Source organism: Mesorhizobium sp. M0139, from assembly GCF_040322455.1.
In the GTDB taxonomy this organism is placed as follows: Bacteria; Pseudomonadota; Alphaproteobacteria; order Rhizobiales; family Rhizobiaceae; genus Mesorhizobium.
Window position 1 is genome coordinate 69,859 of record NZ_JAMYTN010000004.1, and the last position, 15,002, is coordinate 84,860.

Below are 15,002 nucleotides of genomic sequence, written 5' to 3' on the forward strand. Positions count from 1 at the left end.
ACAACGTTATGGCGTCACTTGGTTGCGACGCCATCTGAACCGTCGGAACAACGGATCGCTCAGAACTTGTAGTTCAGGCCGATCTTGATCGTATGGGCGTCGATCTTCACCTTTGCGTCGTTGCCCTCGATATCTGTCAAACGGACCTTGCCGAAGTCGAAGTACTGGTATTCCAGCTTCGTGGTCCATTTGTCGGCGAAGGCCCATTCGACACCGCCACCGATCGTGTAGCCGAAGCGGCCTCCGCTCCTCGATGCGCTGCTGTCCGGATCGGGCACCCCGTCAAAATCGAAAGTATCGCCATAACTCAATTTGTAGTGAGTCGCCGCCGCCCCGCCCTTGGCGTAGATCAGCAGCCTGTCGGTGGCGTAGCCTAGGCGGGCCGTCAGATCGCCATAGACGCCCAGTTTCGCCGATCCGAAATTGTCGGGCTCTTCGACGATAGTCCTGTCGCCCTCGATGCTGAGATAGCCCAGATCGGCTTCGACGCCATAGACGAATGCTCCGGACTGCCAGTTGTAACCGGCCTGAACGCCGCCGAGGAAGCCGTCGGTATCGACGTCATGGGTCTGACCAAGCTCCTCGTCGAAGAAGGAATCCGTCTGGTCGACCGCGTCACCGCGTCCCCAGGCATAGCCGGCGTTGATGCCGACATAGCCACCCGACCAGACAAACCCTGCCGGTACGGTCTCAACCACGTCGGCGGCGAACGTCGCGCCGCAAGCCGAAATCAGGAAAGTGAATGCCAGAAGCAGACGTTTCACGAAACTCCCCAATGTGTCGGAAAGAGCATAGCACAGACATGCAGTATTCATTAAGCTGCCCAGGCCGGATAATCGAAAATTGTTGCAGAAAAACAACTGTTTAGCCGAGGCTTAATTAGCATCGCGACCGCAACGCAGAAGCGGTTCAAAGCGAACGCGCTATCTGCAGCAGCGCCAGCACCGAGCGCCAGTTGCGCGCGGTGCCCGGCACTTTCAGCATGCGCGGGATCAGCCCGGCGAACACCGATTTGCCGAGCCCGTCCGGCGCCTTGAGGTAGAGCACGTCGCCCTTGACCTCAAAGCTTTCCGGGCCGGTGCATTTTTCGGCAAGCCTGGCGATCTCGTCCGCCGTCGGCTGGCGCTCCAGCGTGTAGGCGTGAAGCTTGGTCGGATCGCCGGCGACTTCCGGATACGGATTCTCCTTCACCAACCGTTCGAACCAGGAGAGATCGCGCACCATGATGCGCGAATGAAAGCCCCATTTCTTCTCGAAAGCGGCTTCGATCTGTTTCGTCAGCGTGGCGGCGTCGCCCTTCCTGGCCCGGAACACGACATTGCCGCTCTGTACATAGCTGGCGACGTCCGAGAAACCGAACTCTTCAAAAAACGCTCGCAACTCCGCCATCTTGACGATGCGGTTGCCGCCGACGTTGATGCCGGAAAACAGCGCGACGAAGACCACCCTTCGCTCTTCGAGCTTCGGGTGGCAGGCTGTACCGCTCATATGATGAACCCGGCCAGGGTCTCGTTGTCGGTGATGTCCTGATAGTGCACGCCCTCGGCCTCGAAATTTGCCCTCAGCAGATCGAAGTTACGCCGGTCTTTGGTTTCGATGCCGATAAGCACAGAGCCGAAATTGCGTGCCGATTTCTTCAGATATTCGAAGCGGGCGATATCATCGTCGGGACCGAGCAGTTCGAGGAAGTCGCGCAGCGCGCCCGGCCGCTGCGGAAAGCGGATGATGAAGTATTTCTTCAGCCCCTCGAAGCGCAGCGCCCGCTCCTTCACGTCGGGCAGCCGCTCGAAATCGAAATTGCCGCCCGACACCACCGCGACGATGGTCTTGCCGCGGATTTCCTTGCGCGAAAAATCCTTCAACGCGTCGATCGCCAAGGCACCGGCCGGCTCCAGCACCACACCTTCGATGTTGAGCATCTCGATCATGGTGGCGCAGAGCCGGTTCTCAGGGATCAGCCGCACCGCCTGAGCGGCGAACTCCTTGAGGTGGCGCAACGGCTCGCGGCCGATCTCGGCCACCGCCGCGCCGTCGACGAAATTGTCGACATTGGCGAGCCGGACGCGCTTGCCGCTGGCGAGGCTCTGATGCAGGCTCGGCGCACCGGCCGGTTCGCAAAAGACGTAGCGCGCGTCACGTTGCTGATCGGCGAAATAGTGCGTCACCCCCGCGGCCAGGCCACCGCCGCCGACCGGCAGCATGATGATGTCGGGCATGCGCGCGCCTGGCATCTGGTCGGCGATCTCATAGGCGACCGTCGCCTGCCCCTCGATAATATCCTTGTGGTCGAAGGGCGGCACCATATGCGCGCCGGAACTTTCGGTGAATTCGAAGGCGGCGCGGTAGCAGTCGTCGAAGAAGTCGCCGACCAGCCTGATCTCGACGAAATCGCCGCCGAACAGCCGCGTCTTGTCGATCTTTTGCTGCGGCGTCGTCACCGGCATGAACACCACGCCTTTTTTGCCGAAATGGCGGCAGACGAAGGCAAAGCCTTGCGCATGGTTGCCGGCGGAGGCGCAGACGAACAGCTCGGCCTCATTGCCGGCGGCAAGCGCCTTGCGGAAAAAGTTGAAGGCGCCGCGGATCTTGTAGGAGCGCACGGGCGAAAGATCCTCGCGCTTCAACAGCACCCGAGCCCCCGTCTTCTTCGACAGATAGTCGTTTTCCTGCAGCGGCGTTTCGGGAAAGATCTCGCGGATCGCGGCTGCGGCGGTGGCGACACGGGAGGAGAAACTGTTCATGGCGCCGTCACCTCTGGATCGAATGGTTCGAAGGCGAAGCCTATTGCACAATTCGCCGTTTGCAGCCACCGATGCGGCGCGGCCGCTTTGACGCGCCAGCAGGAAATCCATTGGAGCCATCTTCATGCCTGTTTCGGCTGTCGCCCTGAAGACCGTAGACCTTCCTGAATTCGGCGAACCAACAGTGATGCCGCTGGTTCAGCGGCGGACCTACGAAGCGCGCATCGAGGCTCTGCTGGCGCGCGGCGCCGAGGCCGGGCTCGACGCCTTTGCCGTCTATGGCGACCGCGAGCACGCGGCCAATGTCGCCTATCTCAGTGGTTACGATCCGCGTTTCGAGGAGACGCTGCTGGTCATCGTTCCCGGCAGCCAGCCAAAACTTCTCGTCGGCAATGAGGGTTGGGGCTATGCCGAAATCTGCGACGGGCCTTACGAGCGCGTCCTCTACCAGACCTTCTCGCTGCCGGCGCAGCCACGCGACCGCTCGGCCTCTCTATCCGACACGCTTGCCGCCTGCGGCCTGAAGGCCGGCCAGAAGATCGGCGCCATCGGCTGGAAGCCGTTCGGCCCCGGCGATGGCGGTTTTGGCGAGACGACGCTCGACCTGCCGTCCTTCATCGCCGATACGCTGCGCACACTGGCCGGCGACAGAGGCGCGGTGGTGAACGCCGCCAATCTTCTGATGAACCCATCCGACGGCTTACGCGCCATCAACGAGGCCGACCAGTTGGCGGCCTTCGAATTCGCCGCCGCCTTCTCCTCGCAGGGCCTGCGCAACGTGCTTGGGAGTATCGAGCCCGGCATGAGCGAATTGCAGGCCACGCGGCTGATGGGGATCAACGGCCTGCCCCTGTGCTGCCACCCGATGCTGTCCGCCGGCAGGCGTGCGCCCTACGGCTTGCCTAGCCCGCGCCTCGACATCATCAAGCGCGGCGATCCCGTCACCATGGCCTATGGCATCCAGGGCTCGCTCAACGCCCGCGCTGGCTTCCTGGTCGAGAGCGCCGCGGAACTGCCGCGCGAGATAGACGATTATGTCGACAAGCTGGTCGCGCCCTATTTCGCCGCCGTCGTCGACTGGTACGAGACCATCGGCATCGGCGTTGCCGGCGGCGTGCTGTGGAAAGCCGTGCACGACCGCATAGGCGACCCGTTCTTCGGCGTCTCGCTCAATCCCGGCCATCTCGTCCACATCGACGAATGGATGCATTCGCCGGTGTTTTCCGGCTCGGACATCAAGCTGCAATCGGGCATGGCGCTGCAGGTCGACATCATTCCGGCGACCGGAACCAGCTATTTCACCACCAACATCGAAGACGGTATCGCGCTTGCCGATGAGTCCCTGCGCGAGGAGATCGCGGCCCGCTATCCCGAGGCATGGCGCCGCATCGAGGCGCGCCGCGCCTTCATGCGCGACGTGCTGGGCATCAGGCTCAAACCCGAGGTATTGCCCTTCTCCAACATTCCGGCGTTCCTGCCGCCATTCTGGCTTTCGCGCAACAGTGCGATGGCTGTGGCCCGACGCTGACCACATTTCGGCTGGACACGACTTACTTCTGCCGCACTCTCACTGTCCGGGAGGTGTCGCGGAGGGTAGACGGGCCGAGGGTAGACAGGCCTTTGGGCCTCAAAGTGAATTCTAAGTGAATTCATCTTTCGATTGGAATTTTTGACGTGCGTTTGAAGACGATTTGCATTCTTGCACTTGCCCTGTTGATCGCCGGCTGCGGCGGCCGCAAAACCGAGGAACTGCTCGGCAGCGCCGTCATGTCCACGCCGGTGACCGAAATCTCGGGCAATCACTCGATCTTCATTGCGACCACACGCAAGAAATCCGACGATCCCAACAAAGTTTTCGACGGCGAACGCTCGGCGACGCTGAACTACGCCCGCGTCACCGTCACCGTTCCCGGCACCCACCAGACCGGCCAGATCGAGCGCCGCTCGCGCGGCAAGTCGAACGACCCGGCGAAATACTTCATGGCTTCCGAGGTCGTCGGCTACGATGCGCAGCCTCAATTCTCAAGCGCGCTCAATGCCGACATTGCCGCGCGCGGCGGCCGCGTCATGGTCTTCGTGCATGGCTACAACACCGGCTTCGACGACGCGGTCTACCGCCTGACCCAGATCGTCCACGATTCCGGCTATCCCGGCACGCCGGTGCTGTTTTCCTGGGCATCGGGCGCCAGAACCACCGACTATGTCTATGACAAGGAAAGCGCCAGCGCCGCCCGCGATCAGCTGGAGGTGACATTGCGCATGCTGCAGCAGTCCGGCGCGCGGCGCATCGACATCGTCGCCCACTCGCTCGGAACCTGGGTGACCATGGAAACGCTGCGCCAGATGGCCATCACCGGCGACCGCGATCTCGGCGGCAAGCTCGGCGATGTCGTGCTGGCCTCTCCCGACATCGACGTCGACGTCTTCAAGAGCCAGATGCGCCGCTACGGCAAGCCGGACAAGCCGTTCATCCTGCTGCTCTCCGACGACGACCGGGCGCTGCGGCTCTCAGGCCTGATCGCCGGCTCGCGGCCACGCGTCGGCGACTACAAGGATGCCGCCGACCTCGCCGCTTATGGCGTCACCGTGGTCGACCTCTCCAAGGTCAAGGGAGGCGACAGCTTCAACCACACCAAATTCGCCGACAATCCCGAACTGGTGAAGATGATCGGCCAGCGGCTGCGCGAGGATGACGGCTTTGCCAGCGACCAGACGGTGACCGACCGTATCAGCGCGCTCGGACAATAAGGCTGTCGCCTTGCGGCGACCGTCGCCGCGTGAGGTCGCGAATGCCGCTCGGCCCGATCACTTTCAACTGGACCGGGCCGGTCTCTGCCTCTACGACATTGAAATCGGCGCCAATGCGCCAGCGGGAGCCCGCGTGAACGAGCGTTGGAAGACTGTCCTGGTCCTTGCGTTCGCGCTCGCTGCCGCCGGCTGCGCCGGCCCGAACACCCATGACCTGTTGAACGAGACGACGGTTTCGGTGCCTGCCTCCGACATCGCGGCCACCCACGAAATCTTCGTCGCCACCACCCGCAAGCAGGCGACCAAGGACCCACGCCAGGTGTTCGATGGCGATCGCTCGCTGACCACCAGCTACGCCCGCGTCGACGTCACCGTGCCGAAGGTACACCAGGTCGGCGCCATCGAGCGCGCCAAGGGCTCGGCCAATTCGAACCCGGCCAAGCAATTCACCGCCACCGACGTCGTCCACTATGGCGACGCCTCGCAATTCGCCAAGGCCGTCGGCGCCAACATCACCATGAATGGCGACCGCGCGCTGGTCTTCGTCCACGGCTTCAACAACGGCTTCGACGATGGGGTCTACCGGCTGACGCAGATCGCCCACGACACCGAATATCCGGGTACGCCGATCTTGTTTTCGTGGGCTTCGAGCGGCAAGACCACGGGCTATATCTACGACAAGGACAGCGCCAACGCCGCGCGCGACGACCTCGAGGCGACGCTCAGGATGCTCGCCAAGACAAAGGTCAAGAGCATCGACATCATCGCGCATTCGATGGGAACCTGGGTGACGATGGAAGCGCTGCGCCAGCTCGCCATCACCGGCGACCGCGATCTCGACGGCAAGCTCGGCCGTGTCGTCCTGGCATCGCCCGATATCGATGTCGACGTCTTCAAGAAGCAGATGATCCGCTACGGCAAGCCCGACAGGCCGTTCGTCATCCTGCTTTCCGCCGACGACCGTGCTCTGCGATTGTCCAGCCTGATATCCGGCGACAAGCCGCGCGTCGGCGACTACGGCAACGCCGCCGACATTGCCAGCTACGGCGTGGTCGTGGCCGACCTCAGCCAGATCAAGGGCGGCGACCGCCTGAACCACGCCAAATTCGCCGACAACCCGTTCCTGGTGCAATTGCTCGGCGACCGTCTGCGCGCTCCAGCCGGCCTGGCATCGGACGAACCCACGCAGGGCCAGATCGACAATCTCGGCCGAGGCCTCGGCAAGGCAGTCGGATCCGTCGCCGAGATCATCATCACGACGCCATTCAAGGTGCTGACCATCGCCACCGGCGGATGAGAGCCAAGCAGCGGGCTGATCTCAGATAAAAAGATCGACCTTCTGGAACGTCGTCACGTCGATCAGGCCGACATCGGAAATCCTGAGCTCCGGAATGACGACCAGCGCCAGCAGCGAGTGCTGCATGTAGGCGTTGTTGAGCGAGCAGCCCATCTTGCGCATCGCCTCGGTCAGTTTCTCCGCCTTGGCCGCCACGATTTCCGCCCGCTCGTCCGACATCAGCCCGGCGATCGGCATTTCGACCAGCGCAAGCTCCTTGCCCTTCGAAAACAGCACCACGCCCCCGCCGACCTCGCCCAGCCGGTTGACGGCCAGCGCCATGTCTTCCTTGTTGGTGCCGACGCAGATGATGTGGTGGGCATCATGTGCGACGCTCGACGCAATGGCGCAGTCGCCCATATAGCCGAAGCCTGAGACGAAGGCATTGGTGACGCCGCCGGTGCCGCGGTGGCGCTCGACCAGCGCGATCTGGCAGATGTCGTTGCGGCGGTCCATGGCGACCAGCCCGTCCTCGACCGGCAGGTCGGCCTCCAGCGCCCGCGTCGGCGCCTGGTTTTCGATCACGCCGATGACCCGCACCCGCACCTCGTTGGCGCCCTTGGGCGCCGCAATGTCGAAGTCGCCTGGCTTCAGCTTCTTGCCGAGCTTGACGGTGTTCTTCGCCGATTTGGGGTAATCATAGGCCGGGATGTCGATCTCGAGCTTGCCGCCCTTGGCCAGCCTGATACCGCGGCCATAGACCTCGTCGATGGTCATGGCGGCAAGATCGGAGACGATCAGCAGATCGGCCAGCCGTCCCGGCGCGATCGAGCCGATCTCGCGCTCCAGCTTGAAATGCTGGGCGGTATTCAGCGTCGCCATCTGGATCGCCGTCACCGGCTTCAATCCCTGTTGGATGGCGTGGCGGACCACCCGGTCCATATGGCCTTCATGCACCAGCGTGCCGGAATGGCTGTCGTCGGTGCACAGGATGAAGTTGCGCGGGTCGAGACCGCTCTCGGTCACCGCCTTGATCTGCGAGGCAACATCGTACCAGGCCGAGCCCAGCCGCAGCATTGCCTTCATGCCCTGGCGCACGCGGGCGATCGCGTCCTCGGCGCGCGTGCCTTCATGGTCGTCCTCCGGCCCGCCGGCGACATAGCCATGGAACGGCAGGCCGAGGTCGCGCGACGCATAGTGGCCGCCAACCGTCTTGCCCGCTCTCACAGTGGCGGCTATCTCGCCCGACATGACCGGATCGTTGGCCACGACACCGGGAAAATTCATGACTTCGCCGAGCCCGATGATGTTTTCCCAGGTCATCGCCTCGGCGACATCGGCGACCGTCAGTTCGGCCCCGGCATGCTCCAGCCCCGGCGCGGACGGCACGCAGGACGGCATCTGGACATGGACGTTGATCGGCATGGCGACGGCCTCGTCATGCATCAGCCGCACGCCGGGCAGACCCAGCACATTGGCGATCTCGTGCGGATCGATGAACATCGAGGTGGTGCCGTGCGGGATGACGGCGCGGCAGAACTCGGTCACCGTCACCATGCCGCTCTCGACATGCATGTGCGCGTCGCACAGGCCGGGCACGAGATAGCGGCCGCCGGCATCGACCACCTTGGTGCCCTGGCCGATGGCATGGCTGGCATTCGGCCCGCAATAGGCGAAGCGGCCGCCGGCAACGGCGATGTCGGTGCCGGCTATGATTTCGCCGGAGTGCACGTTCACCCAGCGGCCGTTGCGAATGACGAGATCGGCAGGCTTGCGCCCCGTCGCGACGTCGACCAGATGCGTCGCCATCTCGGTCCAGGGCCTGGGTTTCGTCGCCGACGGTTGCTTGGCCATGAAAGACTCCTGTTTGCCCGACTGTGCCAAGCCGGCAAGGTTTTGGCCAGCGATCACGGACGAAATCCGCTCGATGAGAACTCGCCCTGGCGGATGCGCCGCACCTGTTCACACCGACGGCAGGCATCAACGGTGCGGTCATTCAGTTTGGCTTGTGCCGGCACTTATGCTACCATTCTGGCGATGGTGCTGATTTGCGCCGACGACCCGCCGCGAGGCGGGTTTTTGTTGTGATGAGGCCGAAACCTCCTGAGGTAAGTCATGACCCGGATCCTGCAAGCACTCGCCTTCGTCACCCTGTTCCTGATCTCGGCCGGCTTTGCATCCGCCGAGGAGCGCTGGCTGACGCTGCCCGAACCGGCGGCCATGCCCAAGCCTGAACAGAGCGGATATGCGCCGGTCAACGGCATTCAGATGTACTATGCCGTTTTCGGCGCCGGTGATCCGATTCTCCTGATCCATGGCGGCCTTGGCCATGGCGACATCTGGGCAAGCCAGGTGGCGACGATGTCCAAGACGCACAAGGTTATCATCGCCGACAGCCGCGGCCATGGCCGCTCTACCCGCACCGAGCAAGCTTACGGCTATGACCTCATGGCGTCGGACTATCTTGCGCTGCTCGACTATCTCAAGATCGACAAGACCGCTCTTGTCGGCTGGAGCGACGGCGGCATTATCGGCATCGACATCGCGCTGCATCATCCGGAGCGGCTGACAAGGCTCTTTGCGCAGGCCGCCAACGTCACCACCGATGGCGTCGATCCGGGTGTGCTGACCAACAAGACCTTTGCCGCCTATATCGACCGCTCGGGACGCGACTACAAGAGACTGTCGAAGACTCCCGACCAGTACGATGCCTTCGTGGCGCAGATCAGCCACATGTGGGAGTCGGAGCCGGCCTGGACCAAGGAACAGCTCGGCAAGATAACCACGCCGACCGCGATCGTTGCCGGCGACCATGACGAGGCGATCAAGCGCGAACACACCGAATACATGGCCTCCGTCATTCCGGGCGCCAAGCTCATCATCCTGCCCAACGCCAGTCATTTCGCCATGCTGCAGGCGCCGGACGAATATAGCCAGGCGGCGCTGGACTTCATTGACGCCAAATAGCGCCCCCAGCTAGAGCACCCCAGCGCAGCAACGGGTGCATTCCGATTGTTGAACAATGGGTTCCGTTTTGCGGCGAATAGGATTACCTTCCGGCAAGGCGCCTTCTGAACCGCCTTTCGGAGAACTCGATGCGCTGTCTGACCATTGCCAGTGCCGGATTTCTGATTGCTCTGGCCGCACCGGCATTCGCCGCCGACCCGATGGCGGTGCCGATGACCGAACCAGGCTTCGACTGGACCGGCTACTATGCCGGCCTGCAGGCCGGCTACGGCTGGGGCCAGTCCGACATATCAGTGACGGAAGGCGCGCCGTTTTCCATCTCGCCCGACATTGACGGCGGTTTCGTCGGCGGCCATGTCGCCGGCCTGTGGCAGTTCGATCAGGCGGTGCTCGGCGCCGAGGCGGAGCTCAGTTATTCCGCCATCGACGGTACGGCCGTATCAGGCCTTGGCAGCACGTTCCGCACGGACATCAAGTGGTTCGGATCTGTCGACGCCAAAGCGGGCTTCGCCATGGACCGCTTGCTGGTCTACGGCGTCGGCGGCGTCGCCTTTGCCGGCATCGAAACGTCGCAAGTCGCAGGCGCGTCGTTCGCCGGCACACGCACGAATGTCGGCTGGACCTTGGGTGCCGGCGTCGACTATGCGCTGACCGACAAATTCATCGTCGGCGCGCAATATCGCTATTATGATTTCGGCTCCGAGCACTATGACGTGGCGGAACCCTTCAACGATCGCGATCAGGACGTGAAGCTGAACGCGGTTGGTATCAATCTCAGCTACAAATTCTGAGCCTTCTCGGCGATTGAGATTTCGCGACAACCAATTGTTTTTGAAATCACGAACCATCTTTCATGAGTTCGACACTCGGCAAAAGATGGCTTGACGGGTTTTCGCTGGCGTTTGAAAAGGGCTCGCCTGCGGACGTGGCGGAATTGGTAGACGCAAGGGACTTAAAATCCCTCGATCTCTGATCGTACGGGTTCGATTCCCGTCGTCCGCACCAAATTGAAATGCTTAGGATTCGTTCTGTAAGAACTCACTGGCTACCATAGAAAAGGCTGACGCGGGTAGCCGTAGAGCCGGGATACAAAGCCGGGAACTGCCATGCTGGAGTTTTGGTGTTCGGTATTGGCTGCCGTAAGAACAGTGACGGGGCTGAGGGCGCAACTGCGCTTGAGCCAAATCCCGAACCTGTAGCCCTTTCGGTCGTAAGCTCGGCAGTTGGGGATCTAATGCAGCCGAAAAACGACGGTATCCGTGTCGCCGGACTTGCATCGAATGCCGACCAAAATGCCGGTTTCATAGTCATTGACGTGCCACGGTCGGAACGTCGACCACACCGCAGCGATCAAAAGCTATATTACAAGCGTGCTAGTAGCTCTTCATACGCTATGGAGCATGTCGGCATAGAGGATGTGGCTGCAGAACGTCTCAAAGACCTTTGCGAGCCGGCCACGTATTGGCCAGGGCAATCCTCTTCGAGTGTAAGCCGCAACTCACAGACCTTATCATGCCGATGCCACTGGGGCTTGGCTTTGATAAAAGCGCATTGGCAGAGGAGAGGGACAAAACTGAAGAGGTTTAACACTCTTGCTGGAATACCTGCTGCAACACTCCTGTCGGTAGCGACCGACCGCGCGGGCCAGGTCAAGCACTCCCTTGGGAGCCGGCTGGGGCCGCAGCGGCCTCAACCCGGTGGGCATGCTCCGTCGCGATTTTAAGAAGAGTTGCAGCCGTTTCCTGTGGCGTCCAACCTTGCGCTTCTGACGCAGTCACCAAGGCCGCAAACGCGGCTTCTAATGCGACTTCACAGTTCACCTCACGGTCTGGGCTATCCTCTGGTAATATCGGGGGTTCGACGGATTGGGACATCGTGACTTCTTTCAAAGGGGAAAAACCCGCCGCCCCAGCCTTTTGCCACTCAAACATTTCAGCAAAGGATCATTCCAGCTATCAGCAGCGTGATTAGAACTGACAACGGCACGGCCAGAAGACCGACCAACTCAACATTTCTTGTGTTTTGTCGCTTGTCCATCTTCGTCGCCCGCATGTCGTTGGCTTTGGCATCTTGCCGTCAACGTGCAGCTGTTGGAACCAACCACAAGTGCCGCTGATCGGAGATTCAGTCGGTGCTGCATATTAGCAACACATTGTGGAACGATCGGGCGGCATCAGCCAATTGCTTTTGAATGCCCTTGCACTTGCTTCGTACGATTCCGTACAGTTTCCCCCATTGGGGGAGCTGCCGATGGACCATGACGAGGAAGGCTACAGCATTGACGCCTTCGATTTCGATGTGGTGTGCGAGACCTTCAGGAGGTCCGTTCGGGAGCTGAACCTGGCTGAAGAGCATTGGGTAGACCACGCGAAGGCGCTGCTACGGGAATTCACCGACAGCGCACCTGATGACGACATGATTAGCCGGATCGTCGGGCGCTAGTGGCCTATACAGCGGTAGTTGGTTAGAATCGTACCCCGGTCCTGCCACGGAAACCTTTTCCAAGGTTTGCCGCGTCATAGAGGCATCACAGAAGCTCCTGGAACAGATTGCCCAGCGCGGAGGGCCCTATAACGAAAAAGCTCGCCACCGTGAGGCAGCGGGCAGTTTTGGGAGAAACAGAAATGGGAACAATGGACCCCCGAATTGCCAACGGGCCATCGCCAATGCCGTCAGAGAGCCCTGCCTGGACGTGTGGCGTCCTGTCCGGCCCTCGCCATTGATTTCGTCGGCAAGCTTGTCTTTGGCCTCGTGATAGGTCTTGAAGTTGGCATCGGGATGGCAATCGCCGGCTGCCAAGGAGGCCGGCCGCTGGCCGACCCATCAGTTAGGCGTCCGTAGCCAGAGCGTTATAAAGCAGCAAACACGCCAGGATAGGAACGGCGCTGCCTAGCAGCTGGTCTGCCGTGAGGCCGGAAAAATAGACAAGATGAAACGTCACCATCGCTCTACCAATCACGGTTCGGAACACTGCCGAATTAACCGTTGGCCGACGCTAATGTTCCGCTCTGGACTCACTACCGCTTTGGAAGAATCCTGCATCAGCGCCCCGCCGACCTTGATCTCAACGTCCGTGCCACAAGGCTTTCCTTCGTTCGCATGGTTCGCAGAGATTAGCACGATCGCATACTCTCATCTCATCCGGCGTCGTCTCCCTCACAAAGCAGCGCCGGTAAGGCTCGGCGACCTTCTTGTTTGTCCCGTGTGCCAAAGGAGGTCGCCGGGCCTGCCGTTGCTCATCTTTGCTGGTGGTTGCTCCTGATGGCTGCGCTTGACGCCGTCGCCCTACTGCTACCTGCGGGGTAAGGCCGGCGAGCCCTCTTGTCAGGCAGTCCGGCATGTAGGATTATAGTCCTCGTTGCGGCGACCCCTCAATGGAGAGCGCCAATGGCCAGAACCAAACCTTCGGAACAACTTTCCCGGGCTGAAATCGAGCGCTTCCTGGCGGCAGCCGAAGCGCTGCACAAGAGCATCGTCGGGCCGCTCCTTGCGTACCACGGCCAGCACTACCAAGCTCTACGTAAGGTCCATGGACCCCTGTTGAAGTCGATCGAGACCATCACCGGCCAGAAGGCGAAGTTCATCCAGTGGAACGGGACAGGACCGGCACAGCCCCGGGACAAGCCTCCGGGCTAAGTCTCCTCCCGGAAATCCAGCAGCTTGGCATGGCGAAGCTTCTCCTCGCCCTTTAGGAACCGCACGCGGCCGACCAGGCCCGGCTTTAGCCATTCGGCCTTGTCACTCTTGAGCCCTTTCGGCGCCGTCCCGCCAATCTTGCCTTGCACGCGGTCCCATAGGCGCTGGCGCTTGTCCGCCTTGAAGGTGACGAAGGCGCCGCCGGCATAGTGGCCTTTGTCGGCCATCAGCACCATGGCAGGCTTGCCGGCCTCGCGCTGCACGCCGATGATGTCCATCTCCTTTTCGGCATAGCACTTGATCTTGCGCCAGTTCGTCGTCGGACCCGACCGATACTTGCTGCCCTTCCGCTTTGAAACGATACCTTCAAGCCCAGCCTGGTCGACCAGATGAAAGACGGCGTCGCCAGTGCCCGGCATCGCTTCGCTGAACTGGATTCGGCCGCCGTCCGGGATCAACGCCCGGAGGATCTCGCGACGGTCTTCCACCGGCGTGTTCCGCAAGTCATGCCCGTTCAGATGCAAGAGGTCGAATGCTAGCAGATACAGATCGCGCGACGGCTTGCGGCTGGTCGCGGCTGATTGATGCGCATGGAAGTCGGATAGGCCAGCCTCATTGATCGTAATGGTCTCGCCGTCGATGATGAAGTCTTTCGCCTCGATCGCTTCCGCCTCACCGGCAAGTTGGATGTAGCGGCCCGTCCAATCATAACCGTTCTTGGTGATCAGCCGAATCCCGTCATCATCCTTGATGACCTGGGTGCGGTAGCCATCGAATTTGATCTCATGAATCCAATCATCGCCCATCGGCGGCGTGTCGACCAGTTCGGGTTCCATAGGCTTGATGAATTTCAGACGCATGCACTGACTCGCAGAACCACGACTTCAATTAGCTATCGCTAAATTAGTTCCGGAACATTTTAGACGAATTGGATGTTTGAAGGGCTATGAAGATCGAAGCCGACCAATGCCGGGCAGCGCTGACGCTCATCCGGCGCACAATGGAAGAGCACTGTCCTCCTGGCGTGCTGCCGAGCGAAGAGGTGGTCAATGGGCTCTATGGTCCGGAACTGATCCATGAGGCGGAAGCCATTGCCGCCGGCATCGTCGCAACCATTGACCAGCTGCAATTGCCCGTGATGAAACCGCCGTCCCCTAGTATCAAATAGAGACCGACACAGGGAAGGTCGCTTGGCCGCGCGATCGTGGGCTCGCAACGACCGGCGAGGCGATGCCGGCCTCACCAAGGGTTACAGCCCCTCGACCAGCAGCGAAGGCGGCTCGCGGCAGTGCAACGCCCGAAGTGTTTCGAGACGACGATGTCCACCGAGCGTAGCCAGCGCGCGTTGTGCTGCACAAGGACCGAGGCAGCGGCACGGCCGCCCGGGCTACTCCAAAGGCGGCTCTTCGCTCTGTGGAGCCAAAACGGTGATATCCATCCTGGCGATTGTCGATGCGGCGCGCCCCTGGGCGCCAGAATCCGTGTCGCCACTTTCTGCCGCCATTGCCTTGGCGCGATGTCCTACGCTGTCTGCGCTTTTGCCTGGCGCAAATCCTTCGCCCGGTTCTGTCTTTGCGGGTTTCGGTCGAGTTTCAGCTGCCTGCCGATGTTGGTTTCCAATCGCCGAGACCATT

General features: G+C 61.4%; 13 protein-coding genes and 1 tRNA gene. 9 read left to right on the forward strand and 5 right to left on the reverse strand.

Features of this window, described 5'->3' with window-relative positions; genetic code table 11:
* Positions 1–59: 59 nt before the first annotated feature.
* From NKJ58_RS07680 to ilvA, 3 genes are all read right to left on the reverse strand, one after another.
* Complete coding sequence (locus NKJ58_RS07680; RefSeq protein ID WP_352518634.1) at positions 60–764, reverse strand: outer membrane protein; 705 nt, start codon at positions 762–764, stop codon at positions 60–62.
* Between the two features lie 145 nt (positions 765–909).
* Positions 910–1,488 (reverse strand): DUF1697 domain-containing protein, encoded by a 579-nt coding sequence (locus NKJ58_RS07685; RefSeq protein ID WP_023713253.1) that lies wholly within the window; start codon positions 1,486–1,488, stop codon positions 910–912.
* Positions 1,485–2,741, reverse strand: a complete 1,257-nt coding sequence (gene ilvA, locus NKJ58_RS07690; protein WP_023715803.1) for a threonine ammonia-lyase IlvA — start codon at positions 2,739–2,741, stop codon at positions 1,485–1,487. Before ilvA ends, NKJ58_RS07685 begins: the two co-directional genes overlap by 4 nt.
* 124 nt (positions 2,742–2,865) lie before the next feature.
* On the opposite strand from ilvA, the gene NKJ58_RS07695 reads away from it, so the two are divergent.
* The 3 genes from NKJ58_RS07695 (at position 2,866) to NKJ58_RS07705 (ending at position 6,786) form a co-directional block, all read left to right on the forward strand.
* The gene (locus tag NKJ58_RS07695; RefSeq protein WP_352518635.1) at positions 2,866–4,269 is read left to right on the forward strand and encodes an aminopeptidase P family N-terminal domain-containing protein; all 1,404 of its coding nucleotides are present in this window, start codon (positions 2,866–2,868) and stop codon (positions 4,267–4,269) included.
* A gap of 146 nt (positions 4,270–4,415) precedes the next feature.
* The gene (locus tag NKJ58_RS07700) at positions 4,416–5,489 is read left to right on the forward strand and encodes an alpha/beta hydrolase (RefSeq protein ID WP_023695396.1); all 1,074 of its coding nucleotides are present in this window, start codon (positions 4,416–4,418) and stop codon (positions 5,487–5,489) included.
* 133 nt (positions 5,490–5,622) lie between these two features.
* Entirely contained in the window at positions 5,623–6,786 is a 1,164-nt protein-coding gene (locus tag NKJ58_RS07705; RefSeq protein ID WP_352518636.1) for an alpha/beta hydrolase, read from the forward strand.
* Positions 6,787–6,807: 21 nt separating this feature from the next.
* Here the strand turns inward: NKJ58_RS07705 and ade are convergent, their stop codons facing one another.
* Positions 6,808–8,619 carry an adenine deaminase gene (ade, locus tag NKJ58_RS07710; protein WP_352518637.1) on the reverse strand — a complete coding sequence of 604 codons (1,812 nt, stop codon included), beginning with the start codon at positions 8,617–8,619 and terminating at the stop codon, positions 6,808–6,810.
* Positions 8,620–8,880: 261 nt separating this feature from the next.
* Here ade and NKJ58_RS07715 point away from each other — a divergent pair, with 261 nt between their 5' ends.
* From NKJ58_RS07715 to NKJ58_RS07735, 5 genes are all read left to right on the forward strand, one after another.
* Complete coding sequence (locus NKJ58_RS07715; RefSeq protein ID WP_352518638.1) at positions 8,881–9,732, forward strand: alpha/beta fold hydrolase; 852 nt, start codon at positions 8,881–8,883, stop codon at positions 9,730–9,732.
* A gap of 128 nt (positions 9,733–9,860) precedes the next feature.
* Positions 9,861–10,523, forward strand: coding sequence for an outer membrane protein (locus NKJ58_RS07720; protein WP_352518639.1), 663 nt, complete (start codon positions 9,861–9,863; stop codon positions 10,521–10,523).
* A 128-nt stretch (positions 10,524–10,651) separates the two neighbouring features.
* Positions 10,652–10,737 (forward strand) — tRNA-Leu (locus NKJ58_RS07725).
* 1,245 nt (positions 10,738–11,982) lie between these two features.
* Positions 11,983–12,174, forward strand: a complete 192-nt coding sequence (locus tag NKJ58_RS07730) for a hypothetical protein (RefSeq protein WP_023667524.1) — start codon at positions 11,983–11,985, stop codon at positions 12,172–12,174.
* A 945-nt stretch (positions 12,175–13,119) separates the two neighbouring features.
* A complete protein-coding gene (locus NKJ58_RS07735) occupies positions 13,120–13,368 on the forward strand; it encodes a hypothetical protein (RefSeq protein ID WP_352518640.1) in 249 nt (82 codons plus the stop codon).
* Here the strand turns inward: NKJ58_RS07735 and NKJ58_RS07740 are convergent.
* Positions 13,365–14,228 (reverse strand): ATP-dependent DNA ligase, encoded by an 864-nt coding sequence (locus NKJ58_RS07740; protein WP_352518641.1) that lies wholly within the window; start codon positions 14,226–14,228, stop codon positions 13,365–13,367. The two genes, NKJ58_RS07735 and NKJ58_RS07740, sit on opposite strands and share 4 nt — an antisense overlap.
* Before the next feature lie 86 nt (positions 14,229–14,314).
* Here NKJ58_RS07740 and NKJ58_RS07745 point away from each other — a divergent pair, with 86 nt between their 5' ends.
* On the forward strand, positions 14,315–14,536 hold the full coding sequence (locus NKJ58_RS07745; protein WP_352518642.1) for a hypothetical protein: 222 nt from the start codon (positions 14,315–14,317) through the stop codon (positions 14,534–14,536).
* Positions 14,537–15,002 lie beyond the last annotated feature (466 nt).

Bases quoted from the DNA above. Each gene is read 5' to 3' on its own strand.
- NKJ58_RS07685 (WP_023713253.1), bottom strand. From the start codon at position 1,488: ATGAGCGGTACAGCCTGCCACCCGAAGCTCGAAGAGCGAAGGGTGGTC.
- ilvA (WP_023715803.1), bottom strand. From the start codon at position 2,741: ATGAACAGTTTCTCCTCCCGTGTCGCCACCGCCGCAGCCGCGATCCGC.
- NKJ58_RS07695 (WP_352518635.1), top strand. From the start codon at position 2,866: ATGCCTGTTTCGGCTGTCGCCCTGAAGACCGTAGACCTTCCTGAATTC.
- ade (WP_352518637.1), bottom strand. From the start codon at position 8,619: ATGGCCAAGCAACCGTCGGCGACGAAACCCAGGCCCTGGACCGAGATG.
- NKJ58_RS07715 (WP_352518638.1), top strand. From the start codon at position 8,881: ATGACCCGGATCCTGCAAGCACTCGCCTTCGTCACCCTGTTCCTGATC.
- NKJ58_RS07720 (WP_352518639.1), top strand. From the start codon at position 9,861: ATGCGCTGTCTGACCATTGCCAGTGCCGGATTTCTGATTGCTCTGGCC.
- NKJ58_RS07730 (WP_023667524.1), top strand. From the start codon at position 11,983: ATGGACCATGACGAGGAAGGCTACAGCATTGACGCCTTCGATTTCGAT.
- NKJ58_RS07735 (WP_352518640.1), top strand. From the start codon at position 13,120: ATGGCCAGAACCAAACCTTCGGAACAACTTTCCCGGGCTGAAATCGAG.
- NKJ58_RS07740 (WP_352518641.1), bottom strand. From the start codon at position 14,228: ATGCGTCTGAAATTCATCAAGCCTATGGAACCCGAACTGGTCGACACG.
- NKJ58_RS07745 (WP_352518642.1), top strand. From the start codon at position 14,315: ATGAAGATCGAAGCCGACCAATGCCGGGCAGCGCTGACGCTCATCCGG.